The 12,969-nt window shown below is 64.0% G+C and carries 11 protein-coding genes; all 11 read left to right on the forward strand.

The features are described 5' to 3' along the window. The first annotated feature begins 9 nt into the window (after window positions 1-9). Genes nuoG through ACXAJV_RS10910 form a run of 11 tightly spaced genes read left to right on the forward strand, consistent with a single transcriptional unit; the run spans window position 10 to window position 12,969 of the window. The gene (nuoG, locus tag ACXAJV_RS10860) at window positions 10-2,103 is read left to right on the forward strand and encodes an NADH-quinone oxidoreductase subunit NuoG (protein ID WP_475085240.1); all 2,094 of its coding nucleotides are present in this window, start codon (window positions 10-12) and stop codon (window positions 2,101-2,103) included. Between the two features lie 3 nt (window positions 2,104-2,106). Next, window positions 2,107-3,180 (forward strand): NADH-quinone oxidoreductase subunit NuoH, encoded by a 1,074-nt coding sequence (gene nuoH / locus ACXAJV_RS10865; protein ID WP_475085242.1) that lies wholly within the window; start codon window positions 2,107-2,109, stop codon window positions 3,178-3,180. A 5-nt stretch (window positions 3,181-3,185) separates the two neighbouring features. After that, window positions 3,186-3,674: an NADH-quinone oxidoreductase subunit NuoI gene (gene nuoI / locus ACXAJV_RS10870; RefSeq protein WP_475085244.1), complete on the forward strand. Its 489-nt coding sequence runs from the start codon at window positions 3,186-3,188 to the stop codon at window positions 3,672-3,674. A gap of 41 nt (window positions 3,675-3,715) precedes the next feature. Next, complete coding sequence (locus tag ACXAJV_RS10875; RefSeq protein WP_475085246.1) at window positions 3,716-4,327, forward strand: NADH-quinone oxidoreductase subunit J; 612 nt, start codon at window positions 3,716-3,718, stop codon at window positions 4,325-4,327. Beyond that, window positions 4,327-4,635, forward strand: a complete 309-nt coding sequence (nuoK, locus tag ACXAJV_RS10880) for an NADH-quinone oxidoreductase subunit NuoK (RefSeq protein WP_309297594.1) — start codon at window positions 4,327-4,329, stop codon at window positions 4,633-4,635. The genes ACXAJV_RS10875 and nuoK overlap by 1 nt, the downstream gene beginning before the upstream one ends. A gap of 6 nt (window positions 4,636-4,641) precedes the next feature. Further along, on the forward strand, window positions 4,642-6,780 hold the full coding sequence (gene nuoL / locus ACXAJV_RS10885; protein WP_475085248.1) for an NADH-quinone oxidoreductase subunit L: 2,139 nt from the start codon (window positions 4,642-4,644) through the stop codon (window positions 6,778-6,780). Next, window positions 6,781-8,295 carry an NADH-quinone oxidoreductase subunit M gene (locus ACXAJV_RS10890; RefSeq protein ID WP_475085250.1) on the forward strand — a complete coding sequence of 505 codons (1,515 nt, stop codon included), beginning with the start codon at window positions 6,781-6,783 and terminating at the stop codon, window positions 8,293-8,295. It begins immediately after the preceding gene. Window positions 8,296-8,307: 12 nt separating this feature from the next. Continuing rightward, complete coding sequence (gene nuoN / locus ACXAJV_RS10895; RefSeq protein WP_475085252.1) at window positions 8,308-9,750, forward strand: NADH-quinone oxidoreductase subunit NuoN; 1,443 nt, start codon at window positions 8,308-8,310, stop codon at window positions 9,748-9,750. A gap of 3 nt (window positions 9,751-9,753) precedes the next feature. Then, window positions 9,754-10,521 carry a biotin--[acetyl-CoA-carboxylase] ligase gene (locus ACXAJV_RS10900; RefSeq protein ID WP_475085254.1) on the forward strand — a complete coding sequence of 256 codons (768 nt, stop codon included), beginning with the start codon at window positions 9,754-9,756 and terminating at the stop codon, window positions 10,519-10,521. A gap of 2 nt (window positions 10,522-10,523) precedes the next feature. Continuing rightward, window positions 10,524-11,303 carry a type III pantothenate kinase gene (locus ACXAJV_RS10905; RefSeq protein ID WP_475085257.1) on the forward strand — a complete coding sequence of 260 codons (780 nt, stop codon included), beginning with the start codon at window positions 10,524-10,526 and terminating at the stop codon, window positions 11,301-11,303. Then, window positions 11,284-12,969, forward strand: a complete 1,686-nt coding sequence (locus tag ACXAJV_RS10910) for a ribonuclease J (RefSeq protein ID WP_475085260.1) — start codon at window positions 11,284-11,286, stop codon at window positions 12,967-12,969. The genes ACXAJV_RS10905 and ACXAJV_RS10910 overlap by 20 nt, the downstream gene beginning before the upstream one ends.

Here is a 12,969-nt window from a genome sequence, read left to right on the forward strand (position 1 = left end):
CTTCATCCAATGAGCGAAGATCTCCGCAAAATCGTTATCGACGGCGAGGAAGTCGAAGTACCGAATTCCTACACGCTGTTGCAGGCTGCCGAGGCGGCGGGCCGGGAAATCCCGCGCTTTTGCTATCACGAGCGCCTGTCGGTCGCCGGCAATTGCCGGATGTGCCTGGTGGAACTCGTCGGTGCGCCGAAACCGGCCGCGTCCTGCGCCATGCAGGTGCGCGATATGCGTGGCGGGCCGAATGGCGAACCGCCGGCCATGAACACGCTGTCGCCGATGGTGAAGAAGGCGCGCGAAGGGGTGATGGAGTTCCTGCTCATCAACCACCCGCTGGACTGCCCGATCTGCGACCAGGGCGGCGAGTGCGACCTGCAGGATCAGTCGCTGGTCTATGGCCGCACCGGCTCGCGCTTCCCGGAAAACAAACGCGCCGTGGAAGACAAGGAAATGGGTCCGATCATCAAGACGGAGATGACGCGCTGCATCCAGTGCACGCGCTGTGTCCGCTTCGTCACCGAGGTCGCAGGCGTGCCGGAGATCGGCATGATCGGCCGCGGCGAGGATGCCGAGATCACGACCTATCTGGAGAACGCGGTGACGTCGCCACTGTCCGGCAATGTCATCGATCTGTGCCCGGTCGGCGCGCTGACCTCCAAGCCCTACGCCTTCAACGCCCGCCCCTGGGAGCTGAAGAAGACCGAGACCGTCGATGTGATGGACGCGGTCGGCTCGAACATCCGCGTGGATGCCCGCGGCGGCGCCGTGCTGCGCATCCTGCCGCGCGTCCACGAGGGCGTGAACGAGGAATGGATTTCCGACAAGACGCGCTACGCTTGGGAAGGCCTGGGCAAGCAGCGTCTGGACAAGCCCTATGTCCGCGAGAACGGCAAGCTGCGCACGGCGAGCTGGAGCGAGGCGCTGGACGTGGCGGCCAAGCGCCTGTCCGGCGATGCCTCGAAGATCGGCATGATCGCCGGCGATCTGTGCTCGGCAGAAGAGATGAAGGCGGCGAAGGATCTGGCAGATGCCCTGGGCATCGCCTCGATCGACTGCCGCCAGGACGGCGCCAAGCTGGGCACCGGTCCGCGCCAGGAATACCTGTTCAACGCGACGATCGCGGGCATCGAGGAAGCAGACGCCATCCTCATCGTCGGCGCCAATCCGCGCGTCGAGGCGGCCATTCTCAATGCGCGCATCCGCAAGACCTGGCTGCACAATGACACCAAGGTCGGCGTGATCGGCGAGCCGGTTGATCTGAGCTATGAATATGAGCATGTCGGAACGAGCGCCAAGGATCTGGCCGGTCTGAAGAAGAAGCGCTCGGGCTTCATCAAGACGCTGAAGGACGCCAAGCGTCCGCTCATCCTGGTCGGTGCCGGTGCGCTGGCCCGCGAGGACGGCGCCCAGGTGCTGCGCGCGGCCGGTGATCTGGCCGCCGCCGTCGGCGCTGTCAGCGAAGACTGGAACGGTTTCTCGGTGCTGCACACCGCCGCCAGCCGCGTTGCGGGGCTCGATCTCGGCTTCGTGCCGGGCGAGGGCGGTCAGGACGTGGCCGGCATGCAGTCGGGCGGCATGGAGACGATTGTCCTCATGGGCGCCGACGAGCTGGACATGTCGAAGTTCGGCGATGCTTTCGTGATCTACATCGGCAGCCATGGCGATGCCGGGGCTCACCGCGCCGATCTCGTGCTGCCGGGTGCGGCCTGGACCGAACAGGACGGCCTGTTTGCCAACACTGAAGGCCGCGTACAGCTGGCTTTCCGCTCGGTCTTCCCGAAGGGCGAGGCCAAGGAAAACTGGGCTATCTTCCGCGCGCTGTCCGAGCGTGCCGGCAAGACGCTGCCCTATGACAATCTCACCCAGCTGCGCCTGAAACTGTTCGAGGTCGTTCCCGTGCTCGGCGGAATCGATCATGCCCCGGGAGCCGAAGGCGCGGCGGCGTTCGACGCCAAGTCGATCGGTGCCGACGGGGATGTCGCCGATGCGGCCTTCACGCCGGCCGTGCGCAATTTCTATTTCACCAACCCGGTTGCCCGGGCATCCAAGACGCTGGCCGAATGCGCCGCGCTCAAGGACGCCCCGGCGGCAGTAGCGGCGGAGTAAGCGATGAGCGATTTCGTCTCCCAATTCGGCCCGCTCTGGGGCACGCTTGCCGTGATCGGCCAGATCCTGGCCTTCATGATCGTGCTGCTGATCTCGCTGGCCTTCCTGCTGCTGATGGACCGCAAGGTCTGGGCGGCGGTGCAGATGCGCAAGGGCCCGAACGTGGTCGGCGCCTTCGGCCTGCTGCAATCCTTCGCGGACTTCTTCAAGTTCGTGTTCAAGGAAATCGTCGTGCCGGCCGGCGCGGACCGCTCGCTCTACCTGCTGGCGCCGCTGATCACGCTGATCCTCGCCTTCATCACCTGGGCCGTGGTGCCGGTGGCGCCGGGCTGGGTGATCGCCGACCTCAATGTCGGCATTCTCTACCTGTTCGCCATGTCGTCGCTGGGTGTCTATGGCATCATCATCGGCGGCTGGGCCTCGAACTCGAAATATCCCTTCCTGGGCGCGCTGCGCTCGGCGGCACAGATGGTGTCCTATGAAGTCTCGATCGGCTTCATCATCGTCACCGTGCTGCTGTTTGCCGGCTCGATGCGTCTCTCCGACATCATCGATATCCAGGCCGGCGGGTTCTGGAACTGGAACCTTCTGGCCTTCCACGCCTTCCCGCTGCCGATGTTCCTGGTGATGGTGCCGATGGCCGTGATGTTCTTCATCTCGGCCCTGGCGGAAACCAACCGTCCGCCCTTCGACCTTCCCGAAGCCGAATCCGAACTCGTCGCCGGCTATCAGGTGGAATACTCCTCCACACCTTACCTGCTCTTCATGGTGGGCGAGTATCTCAACATCGTGCTGATGTGCGCGATGACGACCATACTCTTCTTCGGCGGCTGGCATGCGCCTTTCCCGGACGGGTTCGTCAATGACTGGCCCTATCTGGCCTCGCACGCCTGGCACTTCTTCTGGTTCGCCGCCAAGGTCGTGTTCTTCTTCTTCATGTTTGCGATGGTGAAGGCCCTGGTCCCGCGTTACCGCTACGACCAGCTGATGCGCCTGGGCTGGAAGATCTTCCTGCCGACCTCGCTGGTTGCGGTGGCCCTGGTGGGTGCTGCCGTCGTCTACGGCCCGCAAGGATAATTCCCATGAGCCGACTGCAACAAACCCTTCGCGGCGCCCTGCTGATGGACTTCTGGTCCGCCTTCGGCCTGGGCATGCGCTACTTCTTCAAGAAGAAGGCGACGCTGAACTATCCCTTCGAGAAGGGGCCGCTCAGCCCGCGCTTCCGTGGCCAGCATGCGCTGCGTCGCTATCCCAACGGGGAAGAGCGCTGCATCGCCTGCAAGCTGTGCGAGGCGATCTGTCCGGCTCTGGCGATCACGATCGAGGCGGAACCGCGCGCGGATGGCTCGCGCCGTACCACGCGCTACGACATCGACATGACCAAGTGCATCTATTGCGGTTACTGCCAGGAGGCATGCCCGGTGGATGCGATCGTGGAAGGCCCGAACTTCGAGTTCGCCGCCGAGACCCGCGAGGAACTTTTCTACGACAAGGCAAAACTGCTCGAGAACGGCGATCGCTGGGAACGGGAAATTGCCAGAAACCTGGAACTCGACGCGCCGTACCGCTGATTGGCGGGGCGTTGACTGAACATTAGACGGAAGAGGGCATCATGCTCGCATCACTGGCCTTCTGGGCCTTTTCCGGAGTGGCGATCCTGTCGGCCCTGATGGTCGTCATCGCCCGCAACCCGGTCAGGTCCGTGTTGTTCCTGATCCTGGCCTTCATCTCGGCCGCGGGTCTGTTCGTGCTGCTGGGCGCCGAATTCCTGGCGATGCTGTTGATCGTCGTCTATGTCGGCGCGGTCGCGGTGCTCTTCCTCTTCGTCGTGATGATGCTGGACGTCGACTTCGCCGAGCTGAAGCAGGGCTTTTTGAGCTATCTGCCGCTGGGCGGGCTGATTGCCATCGTGCTGGCGATCGAGCTGGCGATGATCGGGATGAGCTGGGAAAGCGCGCCGCAGGCCGAAGCCCTGCGCGCGGCGGCGATGCCGGACGGCATGAGCAATGTCGAGGCGCTCGGCAATGTGATCTACGACCAGTACGTCTACTTCTTCCAGATTGCTGGCCTGGTGCTGCTGGTCGCCATGATCGGCGCCATCGTGCTGACGCTGCGTCACAAGGAAGGCGTCAAGCGCCAGAGCGTGACCGCCCAGGTCGGCCGCGACCGCAAGACTGCCGTTGAAATGCTGGATATCAAGCCGGGACAGGGGATTGGAGAATGATGGAGATCGGGCTGGGGCATTACCTCGCCGTCGCCGCGGTGCTCTTCACCATCGGTGTGTTCGGCATTTTCGTGAACCGCAAGAACGTCATCATCCTCCTGATGTCGATCGAGCTGATCCTCTTGTCGGTGAACATCAACCTCGTCGCCTTCTCGTCCTTCCTGGGCGATCTGGCCGGGCAGGTGTTCGCACTGTTCGTCCTGACCGTGGCCGCGGCGGAAGCCGCTGTGGGCCTGGCCATTCTCGTCGTCTTCTTCCGCAACCGGGGCGATATCTCGGTTGAGGGCGTCAACCTGATGAAGGGCTAGGGGATCATGGCACCTATTATCGTCTTCGGGCCGCTCCTCGCCTCGGCCTTTGCCGGTCTCTTCGGCAATTATGTCGGCCACCGCGCCGCGCAGATCGTCACCACCGGTGCGGTCCTGCTGTCGGCCGTGCTGTCCTGGATCGTCTTCTTCGACGTGACGGTCGGCGGCAACACGAGCACGATCCATCTCGCGACCTGGATGAGCGTCGGAAATTTCGACGTCTCCTGGGCGATCAAGCTGGACAGCCTGTCGGCCGTCATGCTGGTCGTGGTGAACTCGGTCTCCTCGCTGGTGCACATCTATTCCTGGGGCTACATGTCCCACGATCCGCACCGTGCACGCTTCTTCTCCTACCTGTCGCTCTTCACCTTCGCGATGCTCGCCCTGGTGACCGCCGATAACTTCCTCCAGCTCTTCTTCGGCTGGGAAGGCGTGGGGCTGGCCTCCTACCTGCTGATCGGCTTCTGGTACAAGAAGAAGTCGGCCAATGACGCGGCCATCAAGGCCTTCGTGACCAACCGCGTCGGCGATTTCGGCTTTGCCCTGGGCATCATGGCGATTTTCCTCGTCTTCGGCTCGGTGGCGTTTGACGATGTCTTCGCCCAGGTCGGGGATCAGGCCGATGCGGTCCTGTCCTTCGCGGGCATGTCCTTCAATGCGATCGAGCTGATCGCCTTCCTTCTCTTCATCGGCGCGATGGGCAAGTCGGCGCAGTTCTTCCTGCACGTCTGGCTGCCGGACGCGATGGAAGGCCCGACGCCGGTCTCCGCCCTGATCCACGCCGCGACCATGGTGACGGCCGGTGTCTTCCTCGTCTGCCGGGCTTTCCCGATCTACGAGATGGCACCGAATGCCTCGGCCATTGTCACCGTGATCGGTGCCGTGACGGCGCTGTTCGCGGCGACGGTCGGCATGGCGCAGAACGACATCAAGCGCGTCGTCGCCTATTCGACCTGTTCGCAGCTGGGCTACATGTTCTTCGCTGCGGGCCTGGGCCTTTACGGCGCGGCGATGTTCCACCTGTTCACGCACGCCTTCTTCAAGGCGCTCTTGTTCCTCGGCTCCGGCGCGGTGATCCACGGCGTTCATGACGAGCAGGACATGCGCAAAATGGGCGGGCTGTTCCGCATGATGCCGATGACCTGGCTGATGATGATCATCGGCACGCTGGCGCTGACCGGTGTCGGTTTCTCCTTCGGCGCACTGGGCCTCTTCCTGCCGGATCTCGGCTTTGCCGGCTTCTTCTCGAAGGATGCCATCATCGAGGGCGCCTTCATGGCGGGCCGCGAGGGCGTGTTCTTTGGTATTCCGGCCTTCTGGATCGGAACGATCGCGGCGCTGCTGACGAGCTTCTACTCCTGGCGCCTGATTTTCATGACCTTCCACGGCACCTATCGTGGTCCCAAGGACGTGTATGACCACGCCCACGACCCGAAATGGCCGATGGCGCTGCCGCTGGTCGTTCTGGCCGTCGGAGCCGTGCTGGCTGGCGGGCTCTACAAGTCGAGCTTCATCGGCGACAATTCCGGCCACTTCTGGGGCGAGGCCCTGGCGGCGGGTGCCCACGGTCCGGCCGTTGCCGGCGAGGATCACGGTGCGACAGGCGATCACGGCGAGGATACGCACGCCGTGGCGGCTGACAGCCATGCCGAACCGGCTGCTGACGAACACGCGGTTGCTGCGGCCGACAATCATGCGGTCGCGGCTGACGATCATGGGGCCGAGGGTGACCATGGCGGCGGACACCATCCGCCGGTCTGGGTGCTGCTCTCGCCGTTCTTCGCGACGCTGATCGGTTTCCTGGGCGCGATCTGGTTCTACCTGATCAATGAGGGCATGGGTGCCCGCATCGCCGCCCGCGGCGGTCCGCTGCACAGCTTCCTCTATAACAAGTGGTATGTGGACGAGATCTACCATTTCGTCTTCGTACGCGGCGCGAAGGGGCTGGGCGACCTGTTCTGGAAAATCGGCGATGTCCGCATCATCGACGGCTTCGGCCCGAACGGTGTGGCCGGCTCGACCCTCGCGGCGGCCCGGCGTATCGCCAAGGCCCAGTCCGGTTATCTCTATCACTACGCATTCGTCATGCTGATCGGCGTGCTGGGGCTTCTGCTCTGGGCCCAGTTCGGCGCAGGAGGCCAATAGATGTTTGGCGAGTTCGAAGCCTTTCTTTCGATCCTGACCTTCGTCCCGGCCATCGGCGCGCTGGTCATCGCGCTCTTCCGCTTCACGGCGCGGCCCGAAGACCAGGCCCTGATCGACCGGAATTCGCGCCTGGTGGCCTGGGTGGCGACCATGGTGACGCTGGTCCTGTCCATCATCCTGGTGGCCAATTTCGATCGTGAAACCGCGGGCTTCCAGTTCGTGCACGAGATCGAGTGGCTGGCCGAGATCGGCATGGGCTACCGGCTCGGCGTGGACGGTATTTCCGTGCTCTTCGTGCTGCTGACCGCCGGTCTAATGCCGCTGTGTATCATGGCGTCCGGCGCGATCGAGAAGCGCGTTGCCGACTACATGATCGCCTTCCTGCTGCTGGAAACCCTGGTGATCGGCGTGTTTTGCGCGCTCGACCTGGTGGTCTTCTACATCTTCTTCGAAGGCGGCCTGATCCCGATGTTCATCATCATCGGCGTGTGGGGCGGGCAGAACCGGGTCTATGCGGCCTTCAAATTCTTCCTCTACACCCTGCTTGGCTCGGTGCTGATGCTGGTCGCGATGGTCTACATGTTCCTGCAATCGGGAACGACCGACATCACGGCGCTGCTGGACTATGAGTTCGCCCGTAATGCGCAGATGTGGATGTGGCTGGCCTTCTTCGCCTCCTTCGCGGTGAAGATGCCGATGTGGCCGGTCCACACCTGGCTGCCGGATGCCCACGTGCAGGCGCCGACGGCGGGCTCGGTCATTCTGGCAGGCGTGCTGCTGAAGCTGGGCGGCTACGGCTTCCTGCGCTTCTCCATCCCGATGTTCCCGGAAGCCTCCGACTATTTCGCGCCGCTGGTCTTCGCGCTGTCGATCATCGCCATCATCTACACCTCGCTGGTGGCCTTCCGTCAGACCGACATCAAGAAGCTGATCGCCTATTCCTCCGTCGCCCACATGGGCTTCGTGACGATGGGTCTTTTCGCAATGAACGAGACGGGCGTGCAGGGCGCGATCTTCCAGATGATCTCACACGGCGTGATTTCCGGGGCGCTCTTCCTGTGCGTCGGTGTGATCTATGACCGCATGCACACCCGCGAGATCGCCTTCTATGGCGGCCTTGTGCACCGCATGCCGGCCTATGCCGCGATCTTCGCCCTGTTCACCATGGCCAATGTCGGCCTGCCGGGCACGTCCGGCTTCATCGGCGAGATCATGACGATGGTGGGTGCCTTCCAGGTGAGCTGGTGGATCGCCACCGGTGCCGCCGTCGGCGTCATCCTGTCGGCCATGTACATGCTGACCATGTATCGCGATGTGGTGTTCGGCGAGATCACCAATCCGAAACTCGAGACCATCACCGACCTCAACCGCATGGAATGGGCGATCTTCATCCCGCTCATTATCATGACGCTGTGGCTTGGCGTGTCCTCGACCGTGGTCACCGATATCACGGCGGCCTCGGTCGACAATCTGATCACCAACTACAATGCGGCACTGCCCGCACCGGCCCAGTAGGAGAGGCACGCCATGACTGCGGACATGCTTTCCCAGGATCTGACGCTCCTCATCCCGGAAATCCTCCTGGCCTGCGGCGCGATGGCGCTGCTCATGCTGGGCGTGTTCCTGAAGGGCGAGGGTGCCAATCGCCTTGTGCAATGGCTGACGGTCGGCCTGCTGGCCGCCGCCGGTCTGGCGGCCCTGTTCGCCGTGACGGGCGAGGGGACAGCCTTCTCCGGCAGCTTCGTCTTCGACAGCCTGGCCCGCTTCTCCAAAGTCGGCATCGGCATTGTCGCGGCGATCGCCATGCTGCTCGCCATGCCGTATCTGCAGGCGGAAAAGCTCGGCAAGATGGAATACGCCATCCTGGTCGCGCTCGCCGCCGCCGGCATGATGATGATGGTGTCGGCCAATGACCTGATCTCCATGTATATGGCGATCGAGCTGCAATCCCTGGCGCTTTACGTGCTGGCGGCCTTCAACCGCGACAGCCTGCGCGCCTCGGAAGCCGGTCTGAAGTATTTCGTGCTGGGCGCGCTGTCGTCCGGCCTGCTGCTTTACGGCGCTTCGCTGGTCTACGGTTTTGCCGGTGCCACGGGCTTCAACGAGATCGCCATCGCCGTGGAAAGCGGTCCGACGGTCGGCCTCATTTTCGGCCTCGTCTTCGTGATCTGCGGTCTGGCCTTCAAGGTTTCCGCCGCGCCCTTCCACATGTGGACGCCGGATGTCTATGAGGGCGCACCGACGCCGGTGACGGCCTTCTTTGCGACGGCTCCCAAATTTGCCGCCATGATCCTGCTGGCCCGCGTGCTGGTCGAGCCCTTCGGCGGCATGGTCGAGCAATGGCGCGACGTGATCTGGATCCTGGCCGTGCTGTCCATGGGTATCGGCGCCTTCGGCGCGCTGACCCAGACCAATATCAAACGCCTGATGGCCTATTCCTCGATTGCCAATATGGGCTACGCCCTGGTGGCCGTTGCAGCGGCGAGCCAGACCGGCATGTGGGCGCTTCTGGTCTACATGGTGCTCTACATGATCTCGGTGATCGGCTCCTTCGGCGCCATCCTGTCGATGCGCACGCGCGAAGGCATGGTGGAACAGATCTCCGATCTGGCCGGTGTGGCCCAGCGCAGTCCGGGCCTGGGCTGGTCGATCACGGCGCTGATGTTCTCCATCGGCGGTCTGCCCTTCATGGTCGGCTTCTTCGGCAAATTCTTCCTGATCTACGCGGCCGTTGAATCCGGCCTCCTGATCCTGGCCGTTCTGGCTGTCCTCTTCTCCGTGGTGGGCGCGGCCTACTATCTGCGGGTGGTGAAGACGGTCTGGTTCGACGAGGGCGAGGTGGAATTCGTTCCGGCAGCCCTGTCGATCTACTGGGTGACGCGCCTGGCTGGCCTGGCCACAGTGGCCCTGTTGCCGGTGGTGGGCTGGGTGGTTTACCGGGCCGTGTCCGTCGGGCTGACCGTCCTCTAGACCTTGTCGCTCCCTTCGCCTGCGATCGAGTGGCTCGACGAGACGCAATCGACCAATGCGGATGCGCGTGAGCGGGCTCTGGCCGGCGCGCGCGGTCCGCTGTGGATCGCCGCGCGCCGGCAACTCGCCGGGCGTGGCCGTCGCGGCCGGGCCTGGACGGGGCTCGAGGGCAATCTCTTCACAACGGGGCTCTACACCTTCCAGGCCGAACCCGGCCGGGTGGCGGAGCTCTCCTTTGCAGCAGCCCTGGCGGTGGCCGAAGTTTGCGACACGGCGCTGCGCGATCCGGCCGCCACGCGGGTTAAATGGCCCAATGACGTGCTTGTGAACCGGCGAAAGGTGTCCGGCATTCTGCTTGAATCGGGCCAGGCGCCCGGTGGCGGGCTGTGGCTTGCGCTGGGCATCGGTATCAATCTGGCCGCCGCGCCCGATGACAGCGAACGGCCCGCCACCTCGCTGGGCGCTGCGGGTGGTGCGATCTCGCGTGAACAGGCCCTCGAAACCCTCGTCGATGCGTTCGAGCGCTGGCGCCGCCGCTGGCTGCAGGACGGGTTCGGCCCGTTGCGCGATGGCTGGCTCGCCCGGGCTCACGGGCTGGGCGAGCGCTGTGAGGCACGCCTTCAGAACGAGACCGTGAGCGGGGTGTTTGCCGATCTGGGCCCTGACGGATCGCTGCGGCTGGACTTGGATGATGGCGGGCGGCGATATATCTCCGCTGGTGACGTCTTCTTCCCCGCCGGGGCGACGGCGCCCGCGGTGAGGAGAGACTAGCCATGCTGCTCGCGATTGATTGCGGCAATACCAATACGCTGTTTGCCGTTCATGACGGCAAGGCCTGGGTCGCGCAGTGGCGATCCGGCACGGATTCGACCCGCACGGCCGACGAGCACGCTGTCTGGCTGTCGCAGCTGATGTCCCTGCAGGGATTCAAGCTGAGTGATATCACCGGCTGTGTGATCTCCACCGTGGTGCCGCAGGCCCTGTTCAATCTGCGCAACCTGTCGCGCCGCTATTGCAGCACCGAGCCGGTGATTGTGGGTGAGCCGGGCGTGCTGATGGATATCGAAGTGCGTCTGGACCGGCCGCAGGATGCCGGTGCCGACCGTCTGGTCAACGCACTCGGCGCGCGCTCGGTCTATCAGGGGCCGCTGATCATCATCGACAGCGGGACCGCGACGACATTCGACGTGATCGGCGCCGACGGGGCCTTCGAGGGCGGCATCATCGCGCCGGGCATCAACCTGTCCATGCAGGCCCTGCACGCCGCCGCCGCGAAACTGCCGCGGGTCGCGATCGCCAAGCCCCAGCGGGTCATGGGCAAGGACACCGTGTCCGCGATGCAGTCCGGCGTGTTCTGGGGCTATATCGATCTCATCGATGGTCTGGTAAACCGTCTGAAGACCGAATGGGGCGCGCCGATGACGGTTGTCGCCACCGGGGGCGTGGTGTCCCTGTTCGAAGGGGCCTCCCGCACCATCGACCATTACGATGGCGATCTGACCATTCGCGGCCTCATGGAAGTCTGGAAACTCAATGGCGGAAGCCTTGACTGATCGTTTGTATTTTCTGCCGCTCGGCGGCTCTGACGAAATCGGGATGAACCTCAACCTCTATGGCTACGGCCCGGAGGACGACCAGAAATGGATCATTGTCGATTGCGGCGTCACTTTCGGTGACCTGTCGACCCCCGGGGTCGACATCATCATGCCCGATCCCGCCTTCATCGAGGAGCGGCGGGACGATCTGATCGGCATGGTGCTGACCCATGCACACGAGGATCATATGGGCGCCGTTGCGCACCTGTGGCGCCGCCTTAAGTGCCCCATATGGGCAACACCCTTTACCGCCTGGCTGGTGCGCGACCGCCTGCGCGAGTTCGGTCTCGAGAACGAGGTCGAGCTGCACGAGATATCGCTCGACAGCCGGTTCGATCTCGGCCCCTTCGATATCCAGCTGATCACGCTGACCCACTCCATTCCCGAACCCAACGGTCTGGCGATCCGTACCCCGGCCGGTCTGGTGCTGCACACCGGCGACTGGAAGATCGACCCCGATCCGTTGATCGGCGAGACGACCGACGTGTCCGCGTTGACGGCGCTGGGCGAGGAGGGCGTGCTGGCCATGGTCTGCGACAGCACGAACGTCTTCTCTCCGGGCGAGAGCGGCTCGGAAGCGGGCGTGAAGGAAGAGCTGGTCAAGGTCGTCGGCGAGAACACGACCGGCAAGGTCGCCATTGCGGCTTTCGCCTCCAATGTGGCGCGCCTGCAGTCGGCGGTCGAGGCGGCCGAGGCCAATGGCCGGCGTGTGTGTCTTGTAGGCCGCTCCATGCACCGCATGACGGCGGCGGCAAAGTCCGTCGGGCTTCTCCAGCATGTGCAGGATTTCGTCGGGGAAGAGGAGGCGGGCTTCTTCCCGCCGGAGAAAATCCTCTATCTGTGCACCGGGTCCCAGGGTGAGCCGCGCGCGGCGCTGTCGCGGATTGCCGAGGGCAATCACCGCAATGTCACGCTGGGTACGGGCGATACGGTGATCTTTTCCAGCCGCGTCATTCCCGGCAATGATCTGGGCATTTTCCAGCTTCAGAACCGGCTCGCCGAGCGCGGCGTCGAGATCATCACCGAGAAGAACCGGCCGATCCATGTCTCCGGCCATCCGTGCCGCGACGAGCTGGCCCAGATGTATCAATGGGCCCAGCCCAAGGTGGCGATCCCGGTGCATGGCGAGCGCCGTCACCTGATCGAGCATGCGGCCTTTGCCCGCAAACTCCAGGTGCCGCATGCCGTGACGGTGCGCAATGGTGACATGGTGGAACTGCGTACTGATGGCGGGGCGTCGATTGTCGACGAGGCGCCGGCGGGCCGTCTGCATCTGGACGGCAATTTCGTCACCGACGCCAACGCCCTGTCGATGCGCGAGCGCCGCAAGCTGGCCTATGCCGGCCAGGTCACGGTCGCGATGGCGGTGCATGGCAAGAAGGGCGAGCTGGTCTCCGGTCCCGATGTGCGCGCCATGGGTGTCGCCGAGGACCGGTCGCTCTCGCTGGAGGAATTCCTCGACGCACTGGCCGACGAGGCCGAGCGCGCCTTTGACCGTCTGTCCAATCGCGACCGGCGTGACGTGGAAACAGCGGAAGAGGAAATCCGCCGTGCGGTGCGCCGTGAAGCGTCGCGGATCTGGGGCAAGAAACCCTGGGTGGAAGTGATCATTCTGGAGGTTTGA

The organism is Maricaulis sp. ABE4_448 (genome assembly GCF_056160825.1).